The organism is Erythrobacter sp. JK5 (assembly GCF_018205975.1).
Classification (GTDB): domain Bacteria; phylum Pseudomonadota; class Alphaproteobacteria; order Sphingomonadales; family Sphingomonadaceae; genus Erythrobacter.
Genome location: NZ_CP073577.1, coordinates 3,061,845 through 3,087,541 on the forward strand (window position 1 = coordinate 3,061,845; position 25,697 = coordinate 3,087,541).

At 57.3% G+C, this 25,697-nt stretch carries 25 protein-coding genes; 12 read left to right on the forward strand and 13 right to left on the reverse strand.

From position 1 onward, the window contains the following. Positions 1 to 262 precede the first annotated feature (262 nt). Positions 263 to 700, reverse strand: a complete 438-nt coding sequence (locus KDC96_RS14935) for a hypothetical protein (protein ID WP_212449171.1) — start codon at positions 698 to 700, stop codon at positions 263 to 265. Between the two features lie 298 nt (positions 701 to 998). Here KDC96_RS14935 and KDC96_RS14940 point away from each other — a divergent pair, with 298 nt between their 5' ends. From KDC96_RS14940 to KDC96_RS14960, 5 genes are all read left to right on the forward strand, one after another. Further along, a complete protein-coding gene (locus KDC96_RS14940) occupies positions 999 to 2,582 on the forward strand; it encodes an ABC-F family ATP-binding cassette domain-containing protein (RefSeq protein WP_212449173.1) in 1,584 nt (527 codons plus the stop codon). A gap of 239 nt (positions 2,583 to 2,821) precedes the next feature. Next, positions 2,822 to 3,049 (forward strand): hypothetical protein, encoded by a 228-nt coding sequence (locus KDC96_RS14945; protein WP_212449174.1) that lies wholly within the window; start codon positions 2,822 to 2,824, stop codon positions 3,047 to 3,049. 108 nt (positions 3,050 to 3,157) lie between these two features. Further along, complete coding sequence (locus KDC96_RS14950; RefSeq protein WP_212449176.1) at positions 3,158 to 3,373, forward strand: hypothetical protein; 216 nt, start codon at positions 3,158 to 3,160, stop codon at positions 3,371 to 3,373. Between the two features lie 281 nt (positions 3,374 to 3,654). Beyond that, positions 3,655 to 3,831: a hypothetical protein gene (locus tag KDC96_RS14955; protein WP_212449178.1), complete on the forward strand. Its 177-nt coding sequence runs from the start codon at positions 3,655 to 3,657 to the stop codon at positions 3,829 to 3,831. Positions 3,832 to 4,079: 248 nt separating this feature from the next. Further along, a complete protein-coding gene (locus KDC96_RS14960; RefSeq protein ID WP_212449180.1) occupies positions 4,080 to 4,295 on the forward strand; it encodes a hypothetical protein in 216 nt (71 codons plus the stop codon). A gap of 139 nt (positions 4,296 to 4,434) precedes the next feature. On the opposite strand, the gene KDC96_RS14965 is transcribed toward KDC96_RS14960, so the two are convergent. The 10 genes from KDC96_RS14965 to KDC96_RS15010 form a co-directional block, all read right to left on the reverse strand. Beyond that, positions 4,435 to 5,028 (reverse strand): hypothetical protein, encoded by a 594-nt coding sequence (locus KDC96_RS14965; protein WP_212449182.1) that lies wholly within the window; start codon positions 5,026 to 5,028, stop codon positions 4,435 to 4,437. A gap of 66 nt (positions 5,029 to 5,094) precedes the next feature. Next, positions 5,095 to 6,180, reverse strand: a complete 1,086-nt coding sequence (locus tag KDC96_RS14970; protein ID WP_212449184.1) for a DUF5694 domain-containing protein — start codon at positions 6,178 to 6,180, stop codon at positions 5,095 to 5,097. A 130-nt stretch (positions 6,181 to 6,310) separates the two neighbouring features. Then, entirely contained in the window at positions 6,311 to 6,793 is a 483-nt protein-coding gene (locus KDC96_RS14975) for an N-acetyltransferase (protein ID WP_212449185.1), read from the reverse strand. A gap of 34 nt (positions 6,794 to 6,827) precedes the next feature. Then, positions 6,828 to 7,295 (reverse strand): hypothetical protein, encoded by a 468-nt coding sequence (locus tag KDC96_RS14980; protein WP_212449187.1) that lies wholly within the window; start codon positions 7,293 to 7,295, stop codon positions 6,828 to 6,830. Further along, positions 7,292 to 8,014: a DinB family protein gene (locus KDC96_RS14985; protein ID WP_212449189.1), complete on the reverse strand. Its 723-nt coding sequence runs from the start codon at positions 8,012 to 8,014 to the stop codon at positions 7,292 to 7,294. The genes KDC96_RS14980 and KDC96_RS14985 overlap by 4 nt, the downstream gene beginning before the upstream one ends. 2 nt (positions 8,015 to 8,016) lie before the next feature. Then, positions 8,017 to 8,691, reverse strand: a complete 675-nt coding sequence (locus KDC96_RS14990; protein WP_212449191.1) for a hypothetical protein — start codon at positions 8,689 to 8,691, stop codon at positions 8,017 to 8,019. Between the two features lies 1 nt (position 8,692). After that, positions 8,693 to 10,591: a DUF885 family protein gene (locus KDC96_RS14995; RefSeq protein WP_212449193.1), complete on the reverse strand. Its 1,899-nt coding sequence runs from the start codon at positions 10,589 to 10,591 to the stop codon at positions 8,693 to 8,695. Further along, on the reverse strand, positions 10,588 to 11,121 hold the full coding sequence (locus KDC96_RS15000) for a DUF1579 domain-containing protein (protein WP_212449195.1): 534 nt from the start codon (positions 11,119 to 11,121) through the stop codon (positions 10,588 to 10,590). The genes KDC96_RS14995 and KDC96_RS15000 overlap by 4 nt, the downstream gene beginning before the upstream one ends. Beyond that, a complete protein-coding gene (locus KDC96_RS15005; RefSeq protein WP_212449197.1) occupies positions 11,118 to 11,765 on the reverse strand; it encodes a glutathione S-transferase family protein in 648 nt (215 codons plus the stop codon). Before KDC96_RS15005 ends, KDC96_RS15000 begins: the two co-directional genes overlap by 4 nt. A 17-nt stretch (positions 11,766 to 11,782) precedes the next feature. Further along, the gene (locus KDC96_RS15010; protein WP_212449199.1) at positions 11,783 to 12,142 is read right to left on the reverse strand and encodes a nuclear transport factor 2 family protein; all 360 of its coding nucleotides are present in this window, start codon (positions 12,140 to 12,142) and stop codon (positions 11,783 to 11,785) included. 88 nt (positions 12,143 to 12,230) lie between these two features. On the opposite strand from KDC96_RS15010, the gene KDC96_RS15015 reads away from it, so the two are divergent. The 7 genes from KDC96_RS15015 (at position 12,231) to KDC96_RS15045 (ending at position 22,917) form a co-directional block, all read left to right on the forward strand. After that, entirely contained in the window at positions 12,231 to 13,667 is a 1,437-nt protein-coding gene (locus tag KDC96_RS15015; protein ID WP_212449201.1) for a PLP-dependent aminotransferase family protein, read from the forward strand. 249 nt (positions 13,668 to 13,916) lie between these two features. Further along, a complete protein-coding gene (locus KDC96_RS15020) occupies positions 13,917 to 14,975 on the forward strand; it encodes an AraC family transcriptional regulator (RefSeq protein WP_212449203.1) in 1,059 nt (352 codons plus the stop codon). A 94-nt stretch (positions 14,976 to 15,069) separates the two neighbouring features. Further along, positions 15,070 to 17,031, forward strand: a complete 1,962-nt coding sequence (locus KDC96_RS15025; RefSeq protein ID WP_212449205.1) for a S41 family peptidase — start codon at positions 15,070 to 15,072, stop codon at positions 17,029 to 17,031. Between the two features lie 966 nt (positions 17,032 to 17,997). Further along, positions 17,998 to 18,615, forward strand: a complete 618-nt coding sequence (locus tag KDC96_RS15030) for a response regulator transcription factor (RefSeq protein WP_212449207.1) — start codon at positions 17,998 to 18,000, stop codon at positions 18,613 to 18,615. Between the two features lie 106 nt (positions 18,616 to 18,721). Beyond that, a complete protein-coding gene (locus KDC96_RS15035) occupies positions 18,722 to 20,680 on the forward strand; it encodes a sensor histidine kinase (RefSeq protein ID WP_212449209.1) in 1,959 nt (652 codons plus the stop codon). Between the two features lie 105 nt (positions 20,681 to 20,785). After that, a complete protein-coding gene (locus tag KDC96_RS15040; protein WP_212449211.1) occupies positions 20,786 to 22,309 on the forward strand; it encodes an RICIN domain-containing protein in 1,524 nt (507 codons plus the stop codon). Then, positions 22,306 to 22,917, forward strand: a complete 612-nt coding sequence (locus KDC96_RS15045) for a hypothetical protein (RefSeq protein WP_212449212.1) — start codon at positions 22,306 to 22,308, stop codon at positions 22,915 to 22,917. Before KDC96_RS15040 ends, KDC96_RS15045 begins: the two co-directional genes overlap by 4 nt. Here KDC96_RS15045 and KDC96_RS15050 read toward each other — a convergent pair. Both KDC96_RS15050 and KDC96_RS15055 read right to left on the reverse strand, forming a co-directional pair. Beyond that, a complete protein-coding gene (locus tag KDC96_RS15050) occupies positions 22,887 to 24,230 on the reverse strand; it encodes an APC family permease (protein ID WP_212449213.1) in 1,344 nt (447 codons plus the stop codon). The genes KDC96_RS15045 and KDC96_RS15050 overlap by 31 nt on opposite strands. A 65-nt stretch (positions 24,231 to 24,295) precedes the next feature. Beyond that, positions 24,296 to 25,684 carry a peptide MFS transporter gene (locus KDC96_RS15055; protein ID WP_212449214.1) on the reverse strand — a complete coding sequence of 463 codons (1,389 nt, stop codon included), beginning with the start codon at positions 25,682 to 25,684 and terminating at the stop codon, positions 24,296 to 24,298. Between the last annotated feature and the right edge of the window lie 13 nt (positions 25,685 to 25,697).

Below are 25,697 nucleotides of genomic sequence, written 5' to 3' on the forward strand. Positions count from 1 at the left end.
AGCCCAAAGCCGGTCACAACCGCCCCGCCAGCGGTGAAGGCCCAGGTCCTGCAAACATCAGGACCGCACATCAGGCAATTTCAACCAGCCCAAACGCCGCGACGGAGGCGCGATGGCTCCTCCGTTGCTCCACGTCCGGGGCATGGCCGGCAGAACGCAGGGTGGAAAAATCTAGCAAGGCTGTGCAGTATTGGAGGCGCCGGCCAATACCGAACGATAGAAAGGCTTCGGCAACGAAGAATCCTGGTGAACTAAAGGCTCTTCATTGGCGGTTATCAGGCAGCGCCCAATTCCCATTCGCAATTTCTCCAATGTGCTTAGAAATCAAATCTACTTCCCAATCTAGAATAACCCTCTCAGCCTTGCTGTCCTTTGCTCTGTTTCCGCCGCTCCATTTGTTGTAGATTGCAACTCTTCCAGCCAGAGCTCGGGTTGACTGAAATTTGCCATCTAGTTCTAGGAAATACACTTCATTTTTGGCAAGTTCACCCTTGCGTAGATATATCCATGTCTTGTCTTCACGCATGTCAAACAAGACTTCGATTGCTCCACCCTTGAATTCGAAGGTATGTATCTCTTCAAGTCGATGAGGTCTGCGGATGTGCTCTCTTAGGGCAAGTGATTGGCAAGCTGCTCCAAGTGTCGCCACAGCATGTTGAAAAAGAGCCCGCCCACTTCGATCGTCGCATGGGTTGCTCATTTGCCAATCTCCGGGATGAGTATTGCTGGCTTCATCAGGACAGCTCAAATACCATGTCTAGCAGGACAAGTCGAAAGCCTCTCTCTGGCAGTCCGTTCTCCAACTATTTTTAAGTGTTTGCAGTCGGAGAGATGGTCTTGCCGTCTGTGGCAAAACCAGTGTTTGGAAGCGTCAGCGTACTCGCTCCGAACAGGCGGCCGTTTGACGTTTGGATGGTATCCCATGACAGTAGGAGAGCTCGATAACCAACGGAACAATTCTTTCTCCCTAGCAGAGACTCATTAGCACTGGCCTTCTTATGTCGCATATCAAGCTTGATCGTATCGTCTGTGCCACGCCTGATGGAAGAATCCTGTTTCCTGAATTGTCTGACACCATCTCTAATGAGGTGGTGGGTCTTGTGGGCCGCAATGGGTGCGGAAAATCGACCTTGCTGCGAACGATTGCGGGACAGCTCGCTCCGTATGCCGGATCAGCTTCCTCTGACGGGACCGTCTACCTTGTCAGCCAGACGAGCTACCCTGACCGCATGACTGTCGGGCAGCTATTGGGTGTTCAGAAAGCGTTGGAGGTTCTTGATCGGTTGGAATACGGATTATCGGGGCAGAACGATCTTGAAGCTGCCGACTGGACGCTGCCCGCACGGCTGGAGAAAGTCTTATCCGATTGCGGTCTTGTCGCCCTGGATATGGAGCGACCTGTCAATAGCTTGAGCGGCGGTGAGCGCAACCGAGCGAAGACCGCTGCGGTATTGCTCGCAAGGCCCGACATTCTGCTGCTCGATGAACCAACGAATGACCTTGATACAGATGGCCGCAAGCTGATCGCGAATGTGATCGGCGATTGGACCGGGCCAGTCTTGGTCGCAAGCCATGACCGTGACTTGCTCGAAAATGTTGACCGGATCATCGAGCTCTCCACCGCTGGTATCCTTTCGGTGGAAGGCGGTTGGAGCGCATTCATGGCCGCTCGAGAAACGCACCGAACGCTAGCCCGAAATGCTCTCGATCAGGCAAGATCGGATGCGAAAGCTGCGAGCAAAGCACGCCAGGGGAAGATCGAGCGTCTGGATCAGCGAAGCCGCCAGGGCCGACAATCGGCTGCGCGACGCGATGCCTCCAGGCTTGAAATCAATGCCAAAAGGGAGCGCGCGGAATCCACTTCCGCACGCAATCGTGCGGTTGGCGATCAACGCTTCTTGGGAGCGCAGAGCAATTTGAAGTTGGCTGAAGCGGCAGTCGAAAGAGTAACGCCGGTTGAGATCGCACTACCACAATGTGGGCTCTTGTCCTCGCATGTGGTGTTGGAGGCTGAAGCGCTTACCTGCGAATATGATGACCGGACTGTGTTTGAAGCACTCAGCCTGAAGATTGTGGGTGCGGAACGCATATTTCTCGGCGGTTGTAACGGAAGCGGGAAGAGCTCGTTGGCGCGGATATTAGCGGGACAAGCCTTGCCAAAGCAGGGCGCGGTGCACGCAGACTACAGTCGGGTTGCGGTGCTCGACCAACATTTAGATATGTTGTTGCCGACCAAAACCGCGTTTCAGGAAATGCAGCGACACAGCCCCGATTTGGACAGGAATGGCACCCACGCGGTATTGGCAAAGTTTGGATTTCGCGCGGACTGGGCATCCCGCAAGATTTCAGAAATGTCTGGTGGTGAGAAAGTTCGACTGGCGCTGGCATGCCTTTTTTCAGGCGAAAAGCCTCCTCATCTGCTGATCCTTGATGAGCCGACCAATCATCTCGATATCTACGCGATAGAGACGCTTGAGAAAGCGTTGCTAGATTATGATGGAGCGCTCTTGTGTATCACGCATGAGGATGCGTTCAGAAGAAATCTGAAGCTGTCGCGTTCAATCGAGCTCGCGGCGCGCTAGCAAGAAGGGCCTTTGCGTTTGCGGCCTTCGGCTCCTGGATGCTCTCGGCTCTGTTTATGACCATCAAGTAGCACCCCAACCATCATTAGCCCTTGGATTGGCGGCTGGTGTTTCACAGTTAGCAGCACCGATTACTCTTGGTTGATCATGTAAAGCGGTTCGACCGCGTCGCTCGGCTGGCAATCAGCAAACCATTTCATTGGGTAACGCTGAGGGCGACGCGTAACAAACTCTCCTGAGTGTGGCACGAACCAGACAGCATCAAAGCTCCCATCCGTCGTCAACGTCGCACGCCATTCCACTACCTGGTGCGTACCGCCGAATTCTTTCCTTTGGGGATGATCTGCGCCGGGGTCACCCAGAGCCACAAGATTGACCAGAAAATCACCGATCTGCGCCTCGACTTCTTCCCCGTCTCGCACGGTGATCCACTTAACGTCAGCAACATGTTCGACGGTCCGGAGTGATGGGTCAGCGCGACGGCGACCCCACGCAATGCGAACCTTGCAGCCACTGCGGGCAGCGTTGGCTATGGATTGGTTTGAATCCGCACCACAGACAGCACGGAGCCTTCAATGGGAAAATACCTTACGAAGCGCTCCGCGAATAACTATGATCGCGCCACGGCAATGGCTCGCCAGTCATTCAATTTTACAAAAAATTCAAATAACAAGGAAAAAGTTATGGACGATTACAAAAACCCAAAAGCTACCAAATCCAAGTCTCGTTTGCTGCTGATTGGCTTTCTGATGGTTATCTTTGCCGTCGGTGGGCTGAAAATCTTCGGTTGAGCGGGAGCTCGTCGTGCTTGGCTTTCGCCAATGCGGACTTACGTCGCAGTGATACCGGCACCAAAAGACCGGATCGAAATCTTCATTAAAGATCAGAATCGATGTTTCTGACTACGTCGATCTTCTCCACAGCCAGACAGCAATGGTATGATATTGACTACGGCAACGGCTTGGACTGGGCCGATGCCTGATTCTCCGCTTTAAAATCATATGGGGGGCAAATCCGACATTCAGCTTCCAGCCCAATTGCGGAAGCCTGTTCTTCGGCTTAGGCTCTGACGATGGGCAAGCGAGACTATGGCGGGATGACGGTGAATGAGCGGCTGTTTGCCTCTGGTCTCTTAGACGACTTTGATCGCGCCTTGTCCAATGGTGATAAAGCGGCGATTGAAGAGATTCTCGAAAAAGTCGATGTCGATCCCAATCTTGCAAAAAGCATTTTGAGCGATGGTTGTTAGCGGTTCTGCGCAGGGCAAAGACAGCGACCAGGCCGACTCTTCAGGCTGAGTTGTTATGGCACTCTGAAGCAACGACGAGCATGGTCGATTCCAAGCATCTATACTCAAGTTCCGTGCGCACAGATCCGGATGGCTGGAGCAAAGCGTGAACTTTCGGAGGAGTGCATTTGTTCTGGTGTCAGAACGCATCAGGGGAAATCCACGGCGTCGACAATCTGAATCAGTTGCAGCGCTGAGTTGGCGTTTCCATGAGTGAACCGATTGCCGGACGCGCAGATGCGCAGGGCAGGGTCATCTTCGCTGCTTTGGTATGGGGTGCCTCGGGCCGACAATCACCGATCATCTGCGACTTCATCTTCGTGATCCTTAACGCACTGCCCTGTCGCGAAGTACTGCGCCAATACGGTCGAGACAAAACGATCAACAACCGTTTCATTCAATGGAGCCGAATTGGGAGTGATTGACCCAATCTCGGTATCCTTGGTGGGTAAAGGTGGTCTGAACTCCCAGCTTTACGTGGACTGCGATGGCAAGGGGTGAGTCCACGGCCAAGGAAGTACACTCCCGCTTTGCAGTCTCTCCAAATGAACATGGGTAAATCAATTAGCGGAGTGATTCTCTGGCGATTAAATCGACATGCGATGCTGTTATGGTTTCACCTTCTTTCCAATATTCGTCCCTCTTGATCCGTCCTGGTTCAAAAATATAAGCGAAACCGGAATTGAAAGCTGTTGTTGACGAAGATTGGTTTTGAGTTTTTTCCGCTGTAAAATCATACTTGCCGTCATTTCCGACGGAGACAAGCGACATTTCACTTACAATGCCTGAAGCACAGAAGTGCGTTGCCCGAATTTTCCCGTTGTCCATATTAAAGACGGTCAACTCTTTCAAAAGACCCTCATCAGTCGCGAAGACCCATGTTTCTGTAACAATGCTGCCTCTTGACATCACTTCGTACTCTACGAAGGAACCTCTCTTTGACCCAGCGATATCATGCTTACCTTCCAGCGAAATTAGCAAATCAAACAATGTGTTATCGCGCAAATCCGTGATCGAATGTTGAGCAGGCTCGGATACATTTTCCTCTGAAGCGGCATCGATCTCACCGATATCTTGAGCTGGATCGGTCGCCATGAGTGATGAAGGAGGCAGAAGCATCCCAAGGAAAATCAGGCGATGAAAAATGAGCTTCTTCATTTCATATCCTTCGGTGAGCCAGAAGTGCAGGGCCGGAGCATAATGAAGTGTAATCTAAAAGTCTGCTCACTCCAAGAATGGCTCAGTATTGACGATCTTGAAGTCGTGCATTTGGTCCAAGTAGGCTTCAAAATAGGGCTTGTGTGATGCTCCTACAATCGACAGCACCCTACCGCCCGGCTTCGTTGCGGCCGCTTCAACAATAGATGCGACCATTCTCAGGTTTCGTGTCTGGAACCATGCTACATATTTGCGCCCATATCCTTCTGGCAGGGCATCGTTCATCGCCTTGCGGAAGTCGTAATCCATGGCAAAAGATTGTGCTTTGGGTGAGTTATAGAAACGGAAAGCCCGCAAGACTCCGCCTTCGCTTCGAATATCTACTTCGACTGTCTCCATCTCGCTTTGATCGGGCACTGGTTCCGATCGCCAGATTTCCTGCATTCGGTCCCAGAACCCATCATCGAAGTTTGCGAAAATCGCGTCTGAGCTGTGATTATCAATAGGGTAGATGCGAGCATGCCCCAGCCTTGCTGCCAAGCGGGCTCCGATTTGCGCGCTCTCGTTTGGGCGTTCAGATAGTTCTTTGAGGAAAGTTGCGGATCGTTCGCCGAGCCCATCTGGCGCTCGTTTCTCTGCTTCCGCAAGCTGGAACCACTGTACCAGCCCAGAATAAGGATCACCTGCGGCGAGAAATGCTGCTGCCAAATGGCGCCTCTGGCTCGCCGCCGGTTGTGCAGGCCATGCAGAGAGAATGTGACGAATTTCTGCTACCGCTTCGCTGTCAGTCAGGCCCGATTCCAGCTGATATTCTCGGGCATCGAAGCAATAGTCTTTGGCGACTCCAGGGTACTCGCTGGGATATTGCCTTAGAAGCCAGCACTCTCCACCAGATACCGCCTCAATGGTAACTATATCAGGGCTATATCGCTCGAGTCGTTGGAGCAACGGTTCCAATTCGCTAGTTGTCAGAGGGGTCTCCAGCGACGCTAAATGCGTCGATCCAAGGACCATAACTTCCGTGGGCGCGACCATCAGGGCCCTGTCCACCCCTCTAAGATCGACGACTTGTGCCCGAATCTGAAGTGGCATCGCTGCAAAGAGCAGTGTGACGAAAAGTATCGACTTCCTCGACTGGAACAGTGACGCCATACATTCTCCTGCCGCCTTCTAAGCCCTATAGGTGCTGTCTATCGTTCGCGAAGCGCGCGGTCCAAGCTATTCCAATTAGAGCAGCAGACGGATAGAGATAGCGACAATTGGTCTTGGCAAGATCATGGCGCTAGACTTTCCTTTTGATAGGCGAGGCAGGACCATCATCAGCCAGGTTCGCGATCTCTGACGTTTCGAGTATCCACGGCTCCCATTCCGTCTCAGGACGTGCTCCCAGGCTGGCATAGAAGCTCTTCGCCGCGCTGTTCGAGGGGATGACGGTCCAGCCGATGCGTCTGGCCTCGATTGCGAGCGCATGCCGAGCCACCTCGCGCATCAGCTTTGCCCCCACGCCTGCTCCGCGCGCTTCGGGAAGGACAAACAGTTCCTTGAGCACCAGCGTAGGACGCAGATCATAGGTCCATGGGATCACATAGGTCACCGCCATTCCGATGACCCGATTGGTCGCCGAAGCTACGGCAACAAACGCATCGAACGTGGGACGGTCAGTGTCGAAACCGGCCCGAAGAATCGCCACTTCATCGACCTCGAACGCATCGAGATATCCCTCGAACTCTGCGAGGCTGCGCATGAGCGCCAACAGTTCGTGCACGTCACTCCTCTTGGCACGGCGAACCAGCACAGCGTCAGTAGGGGCCATCGGGCAACCTGTCTTCGAGGTAGAACTTCCCGCGCCTCGCCGGGTCGGACATATGCCGAACCCAAGCGTCCCGCTCGTGGCTGATGACGATATGTTCCCAGACGCAGGCGTGAAAACGGCACCCGTCCTGCGACACGAAGCCATTCTGTGCATCGTCGCACGAAGCAAGGTGTCGCATGGCAATGTCACCATGGGCCCACCAGTGGAGGAGCAGCCAGTTGCTCATCTCGCCGGCGTGCAGGATCGCATAGCCGAGACGATGATCGTTGCCTTCTTGGGCGACCATCGCTGGCAGAACTTCGACTGCGTAGTCATGCGCAAGTTGAGCCAGCCCATCCGGCTCGCGGTCTACATCTTGGCGGACGATCACATAGGCTTTGAGACAGGTTGCCGAGGCCCTCCAAATGCCTGCGAACCGGAAACGGCGGATTTTGTAGGGCTTGATTTCAGTCACGCGGAAGGAACTTCAGGCAGGATCGCCAACAGATCGGTTGTTCCCGGATCAACCCCGAATTGCGACAGCAGCGTCGTCACCTGTCCGCGGTGGTGCGTTTGGTGATTGAACAGGTGCTGCAACACCGCGCCGCAGTTCTTCCTGAACCGCGTGCCATTGGAGATTGCATACTCAAGGGTGTCCTCGAGATGGGCCGGATCGACTTCGGAAACAAAGGCAAAAAGCAAACCGTCCAGATGGAGACGCGCATTCGCGAATTCTCCGAGGCCACGGTGCAGCACTTCATCATTCGCGGTCGGCGAGTGCATCTCTGCGACTGGGCTCAGGATGCGAAATCCAAACTGGCGTTCGAAGCGCTGGAGCCAGGTGATGTCCCAGACCATGAGGTGGTTCATCGTCCCCATGATTGATTTGAAGAACGCGCCGCGATCCTCCCATAGCTGGTCGCCGGAAAGCTTCGCCAGCGCGTCAAGCAAATTGCCGTTCATCCATGAATTGTATTGAGCAAGGCGAACGAAAGCGGAGGTCGGCTGCCCCTCTCCGCACCGGGCGATCCGGGGATCGAACATTGCAACAGCGGCGGCAAACTTGTCGCGGCAGTCGGGATTGCAAAAGCCAACCGTGCTCCCGCGATAGCTGGTCAGAGCGTCTGCAGAGACGGGATTGCCCGACCATGGGCAAACGTCATTGAGCGGTATGGCATTTGTGCTTTCGCTCATTCTCAATCGCCCTCATCCCAGATCCAGTCGGGGCATGAGGTGTCGAGGTCAACGCGGGATCGCGGCGTGCCATCGTCGCTGATCATCAGCATGTAGCCCTGCGGTCCGCCATAGGCGATCATCGGCAACGGTCGCGCGGGATCATGGCGGGACATATCGTGTCCGATATCCTCATTGGTCAGGTCAGGGGCGTAGAACATCACATGCGGCGGAAAGAAGCCGAGTTCTCCCGTCTGCCAATTGACCGGTCGGTTGTAGCGCGAAAGCATATAGGCCACGCCAGGTCGGCGCGGGGAAATGAACTGGCCACTATCGAACCTCTGCGACACATCCGCAGCCACCGCATCGACGGGCTCGCCTTGGGCAAGGCGGTTTCCGAAATGGACAATCTTCGGGATGATGGTTGTCGTCCCTTCAGCGTCAAAACAGGTCGGCTTCAAAACCCGCGGATGGTCACGGTTGACGATGCATGTGAACTTGTTGCTGCTCTCTCGCTCGAGCCTGAAACCGTCCCGTCCCAGCACGTAGACTCCGGCATCCTCGCGCAGCCATTCCGGGGCCGCGCTCAAGGCAAGCGAGACCTCGCAGGCCTCCGGCAAGAAAGGGAGCGCTGATCGGTCGGAGACGGAGCTGCTAGCCGACGCGAGGCTGACGATAAGAACGATTGCGGCCTTCATGCTATTGTCCTTTCTGTTCATTGATCCAGGCCTCCACTCGCCGCGCGAGCACCGCCATCGGCATCGGACCCTCACGCAGAACCAGATCATGAAATTCGCGAATGTCGAACTTGTCGCCGAGCTCGCTTTCGGCCCGCGCGCGCAGCCTCTGGAACTGGATCATCCCAAGCTTGTAGGAAGCAGCCTGACCGGGCCAGACAGCATAGCGATCGATCTCTCGCTGGATCGATTCACGGCTTTCACCGGTGACGCCGACCATGTAATCGATGGCCTCCTCGCGGCTCCAGCGTTTGTGATGAATTCCGGTGTCGACCACCAGCCGCGCGGCCCGGTAGTTTTCCATCCTGAGCCGTCCGAGGTCACCCAATCGGTCGCCCTCATACAGCCCCATCTCCTTGGCCAGTTCCTCGGCGTAAAGCGCCCAACCTTCGCCATAGTCACCGAACCACATCATGTTCTGGAGCAACGGCAGGCCTTCAATCGACAGTGCTGCCGATGCCTGGAAGTGATGGCCCGGCACAGCCTCGTGGAACACCAGCGAGCGGAGTGTGTAGGTCGGAATATCGGCCGCACTCTTCATGTTGATCCAGAAAATGCCCGGTCGCGAACCGTCGAGCGGCGGTGGGGTGTAGTATCCACCTGATGATGCATCCTGTTCGTGACTGGGTATCCTGCGCACCTCAACCTGCTGTTGGGGCACGCGCTTAAACCAGTTGGGCGAGAGCGCCATGACTCGATCGACATCGCGCTGCAGCTCGCCGATCAGAGTTGCTTTGGCCTCATCGGTATCTTCGATCAGGTAGGCGGGATCACGCGCAAGCTGCGTCATACGTTCGCCCACGGTGCCTTCTGTGTAGCCGACCTCGCGAAGTATCTCGTCCATCTGGCGCTGGATTCGAGCGACATCGGCTACGCCAATCTCGTGGATTTCATCAGGAGACAGCCCATTCGCGCCCCAGGCTTCGATGGCAACCCGATACATCGCCTCACCCCGTGGCAGGCGCCAAAGTCCGGCATCCGAACCGGCTTCGGGGACCAGCTGTGCGATCCGATCACCGAACCGGATGTAAGCCGGAAACACCTCCGTTCCAAGCAATTGTGCTGCTTGCGCTTCGTACCGCGCCCGTTCGACTTCGGTCAGGTCATCAATGGTCGCCAATCTGCTCGAAAAGCTGTTCATGAGTGGGCTTTCGAGTGCGCTGCCAGCGGCAAAACTGCGTGCAGATGCCGCTATCGCTTCGAGCGCAAAGTAGGGCGGGACCACGCCCTTTTGCGCATCCTCCTGGGCCGCATCCGCCAACTCATCCAGAACGCGATCGATCTCACTCAAACGCGCCAGCCAGTCTTGCGCATCCTTCCTGTTGTTCAGCGGATGTTGTGCGATCAACAGTCGAGGAAGATCAACCTGAGGGCCGAACAGCTGGTTGACCGCATAGGGTGCGCCTGCCGACAGCATCGAAGGCAGGCCGACGCCGAATTTGTTTTGCTGCGCCGCCAGTTCGTAAGCGTTGAGCATGACATCATAGGTAACGCGGTCGCTTGCCGTCAGGCTATCGCGATCAATTGTCCGCAGCTCAGCCAGCATAGCTTCGACGTCGCGGCCCAGCCGGTCGTTGTCTTTCGGCGAATAGCTGCTCAGCCGGGCAGCAAAGCCTTCTCCTGCAACTTCCTCATCGACGCCAAGTTGCGTCGCCCATTCAGGCGAGGCACCCAGTATGATCGCTACGTGGCGGTCCGCAAGGGAGCGAAGTCTTGTTACCGGGGCCTCATCGACGGCGGAACCGGACTCTTGCACCGTATCCTGCGCGAAGGCCTTGGGAACCTGGCCTCCAGCGATTGCGATGCCTGTAACGGCGGCAGCGGCCAGAATCCGTATGGGTCGGCTGTAAATGCTTTTCACGGCTGGAGTCCTTGCAAGTAATCTATGGTCGGCTCGTCCGGCACTCGTTCGTCCCGGTCGAATTCCATGATCGAGTTCAGTTCCCAGGTTTTCCCATTGTCTGACGAGAATGACTGCTCCCACCGGGCATGAGCAGGGGTGACATCCGTCCAGCGGAAGCGCACTTTGATAGGCCGTCCTCTAAGCATGTCGTCGCCAAGGAATTCTGCCACGCCATCGGCAAATCCTCCGATGACCGGCGGCTCCATCCGCTGGTCAGCTGTATCGAGCCAGTAGATCCGCCATCGATCGATGCGTGGATCAAACAGGCGTATGGGAGCGCCTTCGAACAGGCGATCATCCACAAGGCGTACGAAGCGCCCGATGTTGCCAAAGCCCGCAAAGGCAGGACGGACGATATCGACACCTATCGCTTCCTCCCATTGCGTAGAGCCTGCCAGCCGTTCGCGCAGTGTCCGGTGGCGCACCCGCCACTTGCCATGAAGGAAGTCGAAATCGCGCGCGCCAGATAAAGGCAGACAAGCGTTCACGCATAGACCTCGTCGATGTCCACCACCCACGGCTCTTGCCGGGATGCAGCCTCCCACGCCTTCCATGGTTCAAGCCCCGTGATCGTCTCGCTGTATGCGCGAACCGCGTGATGTTCCGACAGCTCGTAAATGGCGAGCCTGTTGACGATCGGCGCAAACATCCCGTCGGCTATCGTGAAATCCTTGCCGAACAGAAACGGGCCGCCGAAGCGGTCCAGACAACCGCTCCAGATCGACTCAATTCTGGCAACGTCCTTGCGAACATGACGATCTGTCGGGACCGCTTCTACTCGCCGCCGCATGTTCATTGGACAGGCAGCGCGAAGCGCCATGAAGCCCGCGTGCATCTCGTTGGCGATGCAACGCGCCTCTGCCCGGGCGCTCCGATCGGCGGGCCAAAGCCTTGCCTCCGGGAATTGTTCCGCAAGATATTCGAGAATGGCCAGCGTTTCCCACACCGTAAGACCATTGTGGGTGAGGACCGGAACCTTGCCGTGGGGCGCAAACTCGAAGAAGTCGGCGTACTCGTTCTCAACGTCGAAGGCCCGCAGGTCCTCTTCGAAATCGATGCCCTTCACTTTCATAGTCAGCCATACACGCAGCGACCACGAGGAGTAATTCTTGTTCCCGATATAGAGCTTCATCTTTCAGTCTGCCTCTCTCAGTTCAGCTGTTTGCGGTAGGCGTCTTTGGATACGATCAGACCGTCAGCGAACTCGAAGAGATCACAGCCTAGCGACATGCGTCCGTCGGAATGGTCGTAGCGCCATTTCCAAACCGCGCTTGATCCGAAGATGGTCAGGTCGCTGATGGTCGATTGAACGGTGTCGTCCGTGCGCAACATCGAGCAAACGAGTCCTTTGATCGCCTCGCGCCCGATTGCGCGCCCTCCCGGGTTAGGACCGATCGAGCTCAGATAACGCCCGTCCGCAGCGAAACAACGAGCCACGCCATCGGCATCTCCATCCGCCCAAGCCTCGCTCAGGCGAGCCATTACGGATCGTATCTGTTGTTCGTTCATCGTCTGCCTTCCGCGAAGAGACCATTGCCTATCGCGATTATTGGCATACTACTTGAGCCACTTTTTACGATTCGAAGTGGACCACTTAATGGAGAACCTTTCCGTCATCGCAGGTCTGTCGACAGGCGCTGCTTTGCCCAGAGAAGGAGGAATCGCGCAGGCGTTAACCCAACGGATTCGCGATGCGGTGGCACGCGGCGAACTCGTGGTGGGTGACAGGATACCCGCAAGCCGGGTCATTGCGGGCGAACTTGGGATCGCACGCGGAACGGTCATTACTGCAATCGATACACTGGTTGCAGAGGGCATTCTCGAGACGAAGGTCGGGGCCGGCGTGTTCGTCGCCGAGGCTGCTGTTGCACTCAACCGAGTAGAGATCGAATCCCATGCTGCAACGCCCCCAATTCACTTCTCGCCAGATGAGCCTGATGTCGACGAGTTGCGCAATTGCCGGTTCGATTTCCGGCCCTGTCGCCCGTCGCTTGAGGCTTTTCCGATGCAAGTCTGGAAGCGCTGCGTCGCACTGGCCGGAAGTCAGCAACCTTCGTCCGACTATGGTTCTCCTCTTGGCGACGAAGGGCTTCGGGCCGCGATTTGCGACTATTTGCGCCGATCGAGAGGCCTGATCGTCACTCCAGCGCAGATGATCATCACCAATGGTGCGGTGAATGCCATGCATCTTGCTGCCCGCTTGTATCTGGACACAGACGCAGAAGTCGTGGTCGAAAATCCCGGCTACCCCCTTGCGCGGCAGGTTTTCGCAAACGCTGGCGCACGAATAATACCGGTGGTGGTGGATGACGATGGACTTCGTGTCGATCTCCTACCCCAGCGGGCGGAGAAGGTCCGCATTGTCTGCGTGACACCCTCGCACCAGTTCCCGGTCGGGGGCAGGCTGTCGCTGTCGCGGCGCATGGATCTGATCGAATGGGCCAGGCGCAATGACGTTCTGATTGTCGAAGACGATTACGACGGCGAGTTTCGCTACGATGTTCCCCCGCTCAGCCCCCTGGCTGCATTGGGAGGAAGTCAGGTGCTGTATGTCGGCACATTTTCGAAAACGATGTTTCCAGGCTTGAGGATCGGGTTTGCGGTCGGAACAGAGCAATTAATCGAAGCCATGGGCCGGCTGCGCAGCTTCTCCGAATATGCACCGAACGCGATTATCCAGTCTGCGCTACTCCGCTTTGTCGACGGAAGCCACTACGAGCGGCATATCCTGCGCATGCGGCGGATCTATCGAGAAAAGCGAGGAGCCCTGGTCGCCAGCTTGGTGTCCGCAGGGCAAGGGTACACCATTTCAGGGATTGATTCCGGCCTGAACGCGCATGTCCAGCTGCCAGAAGGCATGTCAGCACACCAACTGTCTGTCGATCTTGCCAAGCGCGGTATACTTGTTCCGACGATCGATCGGTACGCCTTCGACCAAAAAGGATCCGATTCCGGATTGGTCGTTGGTTTCGCGGCTCCCTCGCTTCAGGACATTAATGCAATAGGCGGACTGTTGTCGAGCTTAGGCCACTAATGGGCCGATAGCCGTCGATCTGCTCTTGGTAGGCTTAATCAGCTGAACAGACGTTCCGCTAAGTCGCATTCGACAAAAAAGTCTGGTCCGGCGCGAGGCTTTATCGAATCTGAGACGCCTCAAATGCTCTTTCTCCCTAGCGCTCCATGCAACCCTCAGGCAGGCATTGGGCGCGAAGATATGGATGGACTTGAACACCTCATAATGAATTGGCGCTCAGCGCTGGTTGGACTCACCATAGCCTGCTCAATGACTGCGCTGATCTATCTGGCGCGGCGCGGCATTGAAAGCCGCGCAATCGGCTGGCTCGCGGTCTTTGTTATCGCTGCGAATGTCTCGGCGATCCCTCTCTTGATCGGTTTCGCGGGCGCTTATGATATTTGGCCGGGTCTGACATTTCTGCCCGCGCAGACAGCGCTTTTCTTTGGTCCGGCGATCGCACTTCACGCACGTGCACTTATGCTGGACAGTGCTGATCGGCGACTTTGGTGGCTGTTTGCACCCGGCATTACCTATTGGCTCTATCAGCTTTGGGCGTTCACCATGCTTGGCGATTATCGCCAAAAGTGGGCGTTTAATAACGCCGTGCACGAGCCCTATATTTTGCCCGTTGCGATCATCGGTTCGTGGATATTGGCGGCGGGGTGCCTGATTTATGTCTGGCGGCTGCGCACGCGCTATCTGCAATGGCTCAAAGACCATCATTCCGACGATGAACGCTTCAGCCCAGTCTGGCTCACGCATTTAGTGGTATTGGCTGCGATAGTCGGCGTGTTCTGGGTGATCGAAAGCGTATTATCGCGAATATTGGATGCGGACTATTTCGATGTCTTCCTTTGGGAGTTTATCGCCCTGTTCGCGATCTTCGTGATCGTGCTGGAGGCGTTAGCAGGGATCGACCATCCTTTCCCCAAGATGAAAAGCGAAGGTGAGAGCGAAGATCGGAAACCTAGCGAGCCTGCCGCGCGTGATTGGGTGCTAGAGGGAACGCGGCTCAAAGCTCAAGTGCTTGAGCATAAATGGCATTTGGAAGCGGGCTTGTCACTCCAAGTGCTCGCGCGCCGTTTCGGAATGAACCAGGCTTATGTTTCGCGGGCCATCAATCAGGGATTGGAACAGAATTTCAGTGGCTTCATCAATGGCCTCAGAATTGAGCACGCTAAGGTGCTGATTGAGGTAGGCGACAAGTCGATGATCGAAATTGCCCTGTCGACCGGGTTCGGCTCCAAAGCGAGTTTCAACCGTGCGTTCAAACTGCAAACGGGTATTAGTCCGAGTGAGTATCGGGCGACGCGGCAAGCAAAGTAAGGCGTCTCAATTCACAAAAATCTATAGAGATTTCTCTTATTGCAGCGCAGCTCATTGCAGCGTGGCTAGTCGGTGGCGGTGAAGGAGAACACCGATGAAACCAGCCTCTCTCATGCGCGGAATTATGACTGCAGTTGCGGCAGCGACCATACCTTCCGCTGCCCTGACCACTAGCCCACTGCTCGCTCAGGAAAATCCTGCCGACCAGTGGCTCACAACCACCCAAATCGAGGCCGACTTGTCACTCGCGCAGGAAGCCTATTCGCGGGTCCATCCCGGCTACACGCGCTATGCCAGCGATGCCGAAATGCGCGACGCGTGGGCTGCGATTGAGCAGCGCGCACGGGCACAAGGCGGAATGAAGCTTGGCGATTTCTATCTCGCGGTAGAGCTAGCCCTGACCACTATCCGGTGCGACCACACCAAAGCGGAACTGCCCCAAGCGATGCGCGATGCGCGCCAGGGCAAGCCGCTCTATTTGCCGTTCCTGTGGCAGCTCATTGAGGGGCGCGCGCTTATTGAATTGGCTGCGACTGACACTGGCCTCAACCGCGGCGACGAGGTTATCGCGATTGATGGACGCCCGCTTGAAGAGGTCGTCGCAAGCGTCGCACCTTATGTGCCGGTCGATGGATACACTGACTGGGCGCGGGTTTCTGGCATCGCTCAATCGCTCGAATTTATGGGCGGAGCGGTCGATCACTTCGGCATGCTGCTGCGTGACACTCCGGCAGTCGCAAATCTCACCATCCGCAATGCCGAGGGTGATGAGCGCACGGTTATGGCGCCGCGCATTTCCTTTGAGGACTGGACCGATCTGGGGCGCCAGCAAGGCACGCCGGCGAGCTTTAGCGATGCCGTTCATTTTGAGCGCGTTGGCGATGACACAGGCTATCTCGCCGTCGATAGCTTCGTAAACTACCGCAATCCCGTTGATCCGCATGACGTACTGTCTCCGATCTTTGAGACAATGCTCGCTGAGAAACGCAGTACTCTAATATTGGATCTTCGCAAGAATGGAGGCGGCTCCACGGACGCATCGCAGGCGCTGGCATCGTATCTGATCGAGGAGGCGATGCAGCTAAAGCTCTCAATGACGACCGCAACGCTCGACCTGACGGGTCTAAAAGAACATTTGACCACATGGGATACGCGCGCGCTTGATCCTGATCCGCGCGGCTTCATCGCTAATGATGATGGCACTTACACATTGCGCGATGGTATCGCCGATGACACCGCCGTGATCGTGCCTGCTGATGAAGCTTTTCGCGGGCGATTGCTGGTGCTGACCAGCAATAGCAATTCCTCCGGCAGCACAAATCTGTTGGCAATTTTGGGCGAGCAGGAGCGCACTACCCTGATAGGAGAACCAACCGGGGGAAGCGCTGAAGGGCCGACTGCGGGTTTATTGCTGACGCTAACTTTGCCGGAAAGCGGTATCCGCACACGCATCCCTGTGTTTCGTTACAGGAACAATGTGAGCAGCTTTGAGCCGGGCCTCGGCCTCTCGCCAGATATTGGCGTCAGCATGACGGTCGAGGATTTTCGCCGTGGAAATGATCCTGCGCTAGCCACAGCGAAAGCTCTGGTGAGCGAAGCTGCACCCAGCGATCAGCCGCGCAACGAAGCACCGCTTGCAAGCATCACCGATTTTTCCGCGATGCTCGGAGAGGAATGGTCTGGCGAGCTTGAGTATCTCAATTATGGCAGCACAGGGCGCTCAATCATACCGGTGCGGATGGTGGCACGCGATATGGGAAAAAGGTCGCTGCGCTATCGTGTCATCTATCCCGGCGAAACACATATGAACGCGCGGGATACACTACGCATTTCGCGAGATGGCAGGCAGATCAATGGCAACACGATCACGCAGCGCATCACGAACGCGGACGGCTCGCTGATCTTGGTGTCGGAAGGCAAAGGCCGCGATGACAACCGTGCGGCTGATGTTCGCATGACATATGAGATAGGTGCGAACCGGTTCAGCATTCGCAAGGACGTTCGGTTCGAAGGTTCTGAATTCATCAATCGGAACGTATATCGTCTCACTCGATAGCATCGCCAATTCTAAGCGAGGGGAGGCATCGGTCCGACGTTCGTCTGCAGATTCCAACGAACTCGGTCGATCACACACAGCTCAAGTTGCGAGTGTGCGAACTTGGTTTTCGTCGGCCGGAATGGCCGCAGAGAACGTCCGCTTTCAGGAATTAATATCTCGGATGGCTACGTCTCGGACTAGGGCGCCAATCGGACGTTTTTCACAGTCCATTATGGAAGCCTTAGAATCGACTCTTGAGTCCCAAAAAAGGCATCAAACCAATGCAGTAGCCGCCATTTGAGGGCTCAATTGCGGGCCCGCTGTGAGAGTCGCGGAAATTAAACAAACAAAATCAATTTTTTACGCCGTCAGTGCGATGCTTCTTCTGGGCACCAGAGCTTTACGCCATTGAAATATAACGCAAAAAATTGAGTTACGTGAGTCCCTCGTGAGGACTTCAAGTAATTGTCTCTGCTCGTCTTTCTCGTTCCAACTCGTTCTTTTCTCGGTTCAAATCGCCGAGTCTTGGATGATCCCAAGACCTCCCGACCAATGATTTCTGCGGACCTTTTGGCGGACCTCTGATTCCATAGACTCCAAAGGGCCTGCAAAGCTCGAAAGACATCATCTCTTGGATGCCTTCCATACGGCAGAGTCGCGGGTAGCCGGGGCTGACGAGAGCAAGCTGTCCGTCACCTGTCCCGATATTTCGTTTGTCTGAGGAAGTTTTCTGGAGCCGCCGGGTTTCGACTCGCGTCTTGCTGGCGATGTTTCAGCTTACCCGGCAGATCTTATCAGCGGCCAGAAAGGACTTTTCCGGCCCCGTAACGACTTGGACGACCACCACAACCAAGTCAGGAACGAAGCTATCTGCTGACCGGGCGTATTGGTCGTGAGCACTGGTCCCTCCTAGAGTTTAGGCTACCTCCAATCGTTGGGGGCTGAAGATTGGTAACGGATCCGAAAAATGGCGGCACGAGAACTGTGGTTGTCGCCGACGATCACGCGTTAATCCGGCAAGCCAGCACCGAGATCATTTCCCGAATCCCCAACACTACGGTCGTTGCCGAGGCTGAAGATGGCCTCGACGCAATCACGAAAGCGCGCACGTTTCAACCCGACTTGCTCGTGCTCGACGAAGCGATGCCGCTGGCCAAGGGTTTCGAAGTGCTCGCTGAAGTCCGTCGCTGGTGCCCTAATACGCGGATCGTGATGTTGACTGGCCTGACGTCGCACAATCTGCTGGCTGACTATCTGGACCAGGATGTCGACGGCCTCCTGCTCAAGAGCTGTAGCGCGGATGAAATTCGACGTTGCTTCGAAATCGTCCTTGCAGGCCACAAGTATGCGGCTGAGGAGGTGCGAAGAATACTCCGGGAAAATCTCGGCAGCCGCAGTCTGACGGCAAGGGAAGGTGAGGTTCTCTCGCTAGTGGCGACTGGAGCGTCCAACGTCGAAATAGCAGACCGCCTGGGGATCAGCGTCAAAACTGTAGAGAAGCACCGGGCCAGCCTGATGGCCAAGCTTGAGGTAAACTCGGTAGCCCAACTGCTCGCCGTCGCGTTGCGCGAGGGTTATCTCGATGCTCACAAGCAATTGTAGGAGGCCTGCTGCGGAATGGGGTGCTCCACCCATCGACGATGTGACGCCAGGAGAGCAACATACAGCGATGCGAGAGTCGGAGATATTTCCGCGACCGTACGCTGCGTTGCTGACCTCGCTTCGGCAAGCAGCGGCGCTCGCCTGTTTCGTGTTTGCGTCCGTGCTCGCCATTGCGAATGTGCCGCATGCAAGAACGGAGCCTCTGCCACTTATCCCTGAGGCGATCTTCTATGCCGACACAAAGCCTCACCTGACAGTCCTGCGTGACAGCACTGGCCGTAAAAGCGCCAGCGAGGTTGCGGCACTCGGCGGAGAATTCGAGCCAATCGATTCCGACTACGTCGATTTTGGCCTCACCGAAGACATGATCTGGTTGAAATTCTCGGCAAAGAACCTCGGCGACAAACCACAGATCTACCGTATCGACATGAAGCGGCAGTATTTCGAGGAGCTGCGCCTGTTCGAGATCGAGGCAGATGGAGAACTTTGGCTGTTGCTCGGCCATCGTCAGGAAGACGATTTCACCGATAGACCCATACCAAGTCGTTTCCTGCTCGCCGATGTTCGTTTCGAAGCAGGCGAATCTAAGACATTCCTGATCGGATACCGCAGCAGCACAACGACCTTCCTGCCTCTCGCGGTCGGGACAATCGATGGTGTCAACGCCGTCCACCAGGCCGAACTGACGACCGACCTGTTCCTCAACGGCATGCTCGCTGCAATGGTGGTCTACTCGCTATTGATGCTGCCGGTGATCGGCTGGAGGCTAGCGGCATCCTTCGCAGGATATATCGGTGCCGGCGCGTTTTACGTGCTCGTTGCCGATGGCTATCCCATGCAGAGCCTGTGGCCTGATCGGGCATGGATGAACGAGCCGATGAATCTCGTATCCATGCTGGCGATGACTGCGCTGGGCCTCAATTTCTGTCGGCAGCTGTTCCAGTTCAACGAATTCGCCATGCTTTTCGACCGAATTCTGGTGGTTTTGTTGGGGCTGACCATAGCCTGCGTCGTGCTCGCGTTTGCGCTTATCGAGTACGATTGGTTCACGATACCGGCATACCTGCTTCCTCCGATCGCCAATCTTGCCGTTTGCGCTGCGGGGATCGTTGCCTGGCGAAAACGGCGCATCGGCGCGCTGCCATTCCTGTTCGGCGCCCTGTTGGTGGCGAGTTCGCTCGCATATGCCACTGTTGCGCATCTCGTCCCGGGCCGTTTCGATCTGGATGCCACCCTCGACTATGGTCATGTCGCACTGCTGGGAGAATGCGTGGCATTCGCGCTGGCGATACTCTTACGTTTTTTGTCGATCCGGGCTCAGCGGGATCTGGCGCTGGCGCAGAAGCTCGAAGAGTCCGAGCAGCGGCTGAAGCTGAGTGAAGAGCTTGTCGACGCCCAGCGAAACTACGCAGAAGCCCGCTCTCACGCCGAGCGGGGCCAGCGCCGCCTTTCGGACATGTCGCACGATATCCGCCAGCCGCTGCTGATCCTGCGCGACGCGATCGCAAAGTTGAGCCGTCATGAAGGTGAAGACGAAAGCCATTTGCGTGCAGCGGTCGCCTACCTTGAAGATGTCACCACGGTTCAAGCCACCGCGTTGCCGGAAGCAGAGCGGGGTGGGAACCAGCGGCCCGAAAAGTTCGCGCTGCAAATCCTGTTCAACAATATTGCCCAGCTCTTCTCTGAGCGAGCGGCGGCTCGCGGCATTGAGCTGAAAATCAGGCCAACCGAGCTCGAAGTAACGAGCCACCCCGTCTCGCTGATGCGGATAATTGGCAACCTGACGGAAAACGCAATCGTGCACGGAAAGGGTGACAAGGTCCTGCTCGCCGCCAGGCGTCGCGGCAGCACGGTGCGCATTGAAGTGTGGGATCGCAGTGAAGGTCTCTCCAGCGACGAAGTCGAATCCGCCATGCAGAGGGGGGTGCAAGGTGAGAAGTCCCCGGGCTCGGGGCTTGGCCTCGATATCGTCGCGCGGCTATGCCGGGAACTGGGCCACAGGTTCGAACTCCGTTCGCGCAAAGGCCGCGGTTCTGTCGCAATCATTCACCTGATCGAAAGCTGATCGCCTCGAAAATGGGGTACAGCACCCATGTCCTGCCGCTCCCTTTTGTCGCAGACTCTTCGCAATGAATGAGCACCGCCACGGTGCAAGAGGAGGAGAGTTGGTATGGCCAGGGGACTGTCGGCGATGTGTATTGCTGCACTGGGTATCGCCGCGTTGAATGTTTCAACGCCGGCGATGGCCGATCGAGTGCAAAACATCGATTACGAAGGCGGCGGCCGGATCGTGCACTATCGCGATCGCACAAGCTTGCCGAAGGATCTGGCCCGCATCTGCCTCAAGAACCAGACCGGGCAACCCAAACGCGTATTTTGGCGCAGGATCAATTCGGACAACGCCATCAAGATGCTCGTGCAGAAGGGGCAGCAAAGCTGCGTCACCATGCCGAAAGATCAGCGCGTAACCTTCGATTTCCAGGATCGGTCGGTAAGCGTCAAAACGACCTCCATGAACATGCACGACAATGGTGGTACGGTAACCTTGTTTCACTGGGTAGCCGACGCACCACTGCCCACCAGCTGCGGCGGAATCGGCGAGAAGCCGTGTTCTCTGTGGGAACGTTTTCCGTCTTGTGAACCAGGACTCTACGAGGTCCTCTTCGTCAGCTGCGAAGCGAAAGAGCCCGCGCTCTCGGAGATCATAAAGGCCTCGCAGGACCATCAGAGAATGCTGACAAATTTGTCGAATTGTCTGAATACACCGCAGCGCCGCGGACAAATTCGAGCCGCTGTAGATTCGAGCAATCAGGCTTTGGCCAGCGAGGCAACTTCCGGTTGTGTAACTCAGTCGGTCTTGCATTCACTCAGTGTGCCCAGACCGGATGGACAAAGTTTCCGTTCGCTTTCAATCGGTGTGGGCACGGGGGGCCAGGCTATTGCCGGGGTGAGCGGTGAAGTCGGTCTGGTTTTCTCGCTAACGCCGGGCGGCACGATACACGATCAGGTGCGCTTCTATGCGAGCGGTGACTACAGCGTGGGTGTGGGGCTTGGTTTCGGAGCGGATATAATTCTGGGCCTGAGCCGGGACCCCTTGCAAGTCGGGATCAGCGAAAAATGGAGTCAGAATTACGCAGGTGTCGCCGGAATCGGCGGCGGTGTGGCCTACGTTTTCGACTACGGGCAATTCGGTGGACCGAATCCGGCGACTGTAACTCTGAACGACTTTAGCGGAATTGCAGTCTCTGCCGGGGTCGGGCTGGGAATCGATGTGGGTTCGATCCACCGCTCTCGCACGGAAATCTTCGGACCGCGCGTGGCTCAGCAAGGCGGCGGCCATTTGACTCACGTTGGCAGCGGGCACTGCCTGGATATCTGGGGAGTCACCGCAAGGATCGCTCGCTGTGCCTCGACCTCGACGAACAAATTTCAAGGTTGGACCATCGACAGAGGGTTTATCAAGGGCGCGAAGGGACGTTGCCTGGACGTTGCGCAAAACCGGGCCGGCGGCACGGTTACAATCGCGCCATGCCGCAGCACCTCCAGCAAACAGTTCCAGGAATGGAGGAAGGATGGCAATCAGATCCGGAACGTCGCCAGCGGAATGTGTCTTGAAACGACGGCGAACAGAATTGGTTCGAACGTCGTCATCAATACGTGCTCACCAGGCAAGGCAGCACAGCGATGGGAGTGACCCGCCTGTTCGCGATCCGTGAACACGACACACGCATACAAAATCCCAGCGGCTTGATGCTCCCCGAGTTCAGCTACTTCCAAGTGCGGGACCCGTTTACCGCGCGGATCACCGTGACGTTCCATATGCCGCCGCCGACCAAACCGCCCGTACCCGCTGATGGCGGGTTGGCCAATTCGAGCTGGTGCGAGGTACATCACGAAGCATGGGGCCGGGCTGCAGCGGCATCTCCACTCGAACTGTTTTCAGTGTATGCCGAAGGGTATCTGGCGGACCCGCGAGAATCTCACTCGATCGAGTTCAGGTTGTTTCCAGTCACCGGTCTTTTCCTGCAGCAGCCCGAGCGCAGCCATTCTGGATGCAGCCGTGCGTTCGATTTCCTCCATCTCGCGGATGTCGCCGTGCAGGTCGCCCGCTACTCCGAGCAGGTAGGTGGCCTCGCGTGCGCGATCCAGCCGATGCGCGTTCCATTCTGTCAGCTGCAACCCGAGAAAGATCCCGACCACCACGATCACGAACTCGACGACCACGGCAGTCCAGTTCTGCTCCCGCAGATGCCGCGCTATTCGCTGCCGGATCATTGCGCCGCAACCTGTCTTCGCTGGTGACCGAGATGCAGACCGATCGGCAGGCAGATCGCGATCAGACCCATCATGACCAGGCCGCTGAAGGGGTCTGCAATCACATAGCCCGCGACCAGCGCGACATTCACCAGCAAGATGAACGCGGGCAGCACCGGGTGGCCGCGCGCGCTGAACGGACGCCGCAGTTCAGGGAAGCGGTAGCGAAGCGCGAAATACGACAGCACGTAGACACAGGTGCCGAACAGCGTCAGCGCGCCCATCAGCCGGAACACGAACACGTAGCTGCCGGAAAAGATGAGCGGTATCGCGAGCAGAGTGCCCGCCGCCAGTGCGATCGTCGGAGTGCCGCCGCGATTGACCGTCAGCGCCGACTTGAGAAACAGCCCGTCCTCGGCCAGCCCGTAAAGGATGCGCGGTGTGCTCATGATACATCCGTTAAGGGTGCCCAGCGCCATGAGCGTTGCCAGCAGAGCGACAAACACGCCGCCCCGTTCCCCGATCGCAGCCTCAATCACCGCAGCCATGGGCAGGGTCGAGACCCGCAGTGCGTCGAAATCGAGCGCGCGGATCAGGGCCCAGTTCACCACCAGATAGATCAGCGTGACGATCACTGCCGCCTGAAACAGCGAGCGCGGGATGTTGCGGCCCGGCTCCTTGTCCTCGCCGGCGAAATAGATCGTCGTGTACCAACCGTCATAGACCGCGATAATGAACTGAAGGCCGACGAGCACGGTAAGGATCCCGATCGGTTCGGCATTGACGGAGACGACTTTTCCTACCTCCGAAGCGGCGTCGCCCGGAGGCATGGCCAGCGCCACGCCGACGACGGCCAGCAACAGCAGGACCTTGAGCACCGTGCTGGCAATCTGTATCCAGCGCCCTTCTTCGACGCCGACCCAGTTCAGGGCGGTTATGGTCAGCATGATCGCCAGGGCGGTGACCTTCACATTCGCCGCGATCCACGGCACGATCGTCCCGAGAAACTCGGCCGCTGCCAGAGAGATTGCGGCGTTGACCGCTACGAACGCGATCCAGAACGTCCATCCGACCAGCAGGCCCATCGAATCCCCGAGTCCCTCGCGCACCGGCACATAATGTCCGCCGGACCGCGGGATCATCGATGAAATCTCTGCGGCAACATTGCACATCAGAAACACGTAGATGCCGCCCGCCAGCCACAGCAGCATGACGATGGTCGGGTCCGGCACCAGATTGGCGATTTCGCCCGGCGCACGCATGATCCCGGTGCCCACGACGGTCCCGACGCAAACGGCGATGGCGAATGGCAGGCCAAGCCTTCTTTGCAGGCCGCCAGTTTGTGGCGTGGTGTTGGTCATCCCGGTTCCTTGTTCGAATGCTTTGGATCAGGCCGAAGCGAGCTGGTCGCGGCGGGCCTTGGCGCTCATGCGGTTACCGATTTGGCTGGCGGGATCGGCGCAGGCGCGGCCAGGTTCCTGTCCAGCGCGCGCGTGAGGGGATGGCGGATCAGAAACAGCAGCGCTGCCCCTGCAGCGGGGATCGCCGCCATCCCGAGGAAGAAGGCATCCGGCGTTACCTGCTCGTAGAACGAGCCGAGAAACCCCGCCGACAGGCCCGCGATGAACAACGTGACGTAAGTGAAGCCGATCGCCAGCGCGGTTATCGCTTGCGGCGCGCGGCGCGAAACGAAAGCCAGGGTGACAGGCCAGTACCAGAGGAAACCGATGCCGGTGCAGATATAGCCGAGCAACGGCCACGCGATGCTGGCCTTGCCGGTTTCTCCGGCCAGAAACGCTCCCGCCGCGAACAGGGTCATTCCCGAAGCCATCAGCATCATCCCGATGCCGATCTTGCCGAGATCGCCGGGCTCGCGATCGCGACGGGCCAAGGCACCCCACCACGCGATCAGCAGCGGCATGAACAGGATCCCGGCCATCGGATCGACCGAACCGAACCATGGAATCGGAATGGTCCCGAGCGGGGTCGCAAGGTCCACATGCTCCGCGATCCAGACAAACGCGACATTGACGCTCTGGAAATAGACGATGTGCCCGAGCGTCGCCGCAACCAGGACAGGAAGCATGAGGATCAGGGTGCGCCGCTCGGCAGCGGTGAGCGGGGCCCGCTTGCCGTGCCCTCGCGGAGCGGGACGACCGTCAGGCAGATGGCTGCGCCCGGCCATGTAGACCGCGATCGCGATCAGCATCAGCACGCCGACGAACGCAAACCCGACATGCCAGCCATAGGCCTGGGCCAGCGCGCCGGAGGCCAGCGGACCGCCGAATGCGCCGATATTGATGAAGAGCGAGAATATCGTGTAGCCACGCGATCGCCGGGCTTCGTCATCGCGGGGATAGAGCTGCCCGACCTGCGCTGCGATGTTGCCCTTGAGCGCGCCCGATCCGAAGATGAGGAGCGCAAGAGCGATCAGGAAAGTTTCCTCGAACGTCATAGCGAAATGGCCTGCGGTCATCAGCAGGATACCGGTCACCACCATGGGCCGGGTGCCGAAGAACCGGTCCGCCAGCCAGCCGCCGAGAATGGGCGTCAGGTAGACGAGGCCGCCGTAAAGCCCGAAGAGCTGGCTTGCGAGCGCCTGGTTCGACAGCGGGCCGAACACGCCTTCCAGCCCGCCCCGCAGGCCTGCCATGCCCCAGACGTTCTCTACGTGGCCGGGCAGCAAGAGCTCCTGCACCATGTAGAGCACGAGCAGCGCCACCATCCCGTAGTAGGAAAACCGCTCCCACATCTCGGTAAAGGCGAGATAGACCAGCCCGCGCGGATGGCCGAGGAAGGTGCGGTCACCCGTCATGCCGCCGATCTTT

What these genes read in the sequence shown, in the direction of transcription:
- KDC96_RS14935 (WP_212449171.1), bottom strand. Translation starts at nt 700, where the DNA reads ATGAGCAACCCATGCGACGATCGAAGTGGGCGGGCTCTTTTTCAACAT.
- KDC96_RS14940 (WP_212449173.1), top strand. Translation starts at nt 999, where the DNA reads ATGTCGCATATCAAGCTTGATCGTATCGTCTGTGCCACGCCTGATGGA.
- KDC96_RS14950 (WP_212449176.1), top strand. Translation starts at nt 3,158, where the DNA reads ATGGGAAAATACCTTACGAAGCGCTCCGCGAATAACTATGATCGCGCC.
- KDC96_RS14955 (WP_212449178.1), top strand. Translation starts at nt 3,655, where the DNA reads ATGGGCAAGCGAGACTATGGCGGGATGACGGTGAATGAGCGGCTGTTT.
- KDC96_RS14960 (WP_212449180.1), top strand. Translation starts at nt 4,080, where the DNA reads ATGAGTGAACCGATTGCCGGACGCGCAGATGCGCAGGGCAGGGTCATC.
- KDC96_RS14965 (WP_212449182.1), bottom strand. Translation starts at nt 5,028, where the DNA reads ATGAAGAAGCTCATTTTTCATCGCCTGATTTTCCTTGGGATGCTTCTG.
- KDC96_RS14970 (WP_212449184.1), bottom strand. Translation starts at nt 6,180, where the DNA reads ATGGCGTCACTGTTCCAGTCGAGGAAGTCGATACTTTTCGTCACACTG.
- KDC96_RS14985 (WP_212449189.1), bottom strand. Translation starts at nt 8,014, where the DNA reads ATGAGCGAAAGCACAAATGCCATACCGCTCAATGACGTTTGCCCATGG.
- KDC96_RS14990 (WP_212449191.1), bottom strand. Translation starts at nt 8,691, where the DNA reads ATGAAGGCCGCAATCGTTCTTATCGTCAGCCTCGCGTCGGCTAGCAGC.
- KDC96_RS15005 (WP_212449197.1), bottom strand. Translation starts at nt 11,765, where the DNA reads ATGAAGCTCTATATCGGGAACAAGAATTACTCCTCGTGGTCGCTGCGT.
- KDC96_RS15010 (WP_212449199.1), bottom strand. Translation starts at nt 12,142, where the DNA reads ATGAACGAACAACAGATACGATCCGTAATGGCTCGCCTGAGCGAGGCT.
- KDC96_RS15015 (WP_212449201.1), top strand. Translation starts at nt 12,231, where the DNA reads ATGGAGAACCTTTCCGTCATCGCAGGTCTGTCGACAGGCGCTGCTTTG.
- KDC96_RS15020 (WP_212449203.1), top strand. Translation starts at nt 13,917, where the DNA reads ATGACTGCGCTGATCTATCTGGCGCGGCGCGGCATTGAAAGCCGCGCA.
- KDC96_RS15025 (WP_212449205.1), top strand. Translation starts at nt 15,070, where the DNA reads ATGAAACCAGCCTCTCTCATGCGCGGAATTATGACTGCAGTTGCGGCA.
- KDC96_RS15040 (WP_212449211.1), top strand. Translation starts at nt 20,786, where the DNA reads ATGGCCAGGGGACTGTCGGCGATGTGTATTGCTGCACTGGGTATCGCC.
- KDC96_RS15050 (WP_212449213.1), bottom strand. Translation starts at nt 24,230, where the DNA reads ATGACCAACACCACGCCACAAACTGGCGGCCTGCAAAGAAGGCTTGGC.
- KDC96_RS15055 (WP_212449214.1), bottom strand. Translation starts at nt 25,684, where the DNA reads ATGACGGGTGACCGCACCTTCCTCGGCCATCCGCGCGGGCTGGTCTAT.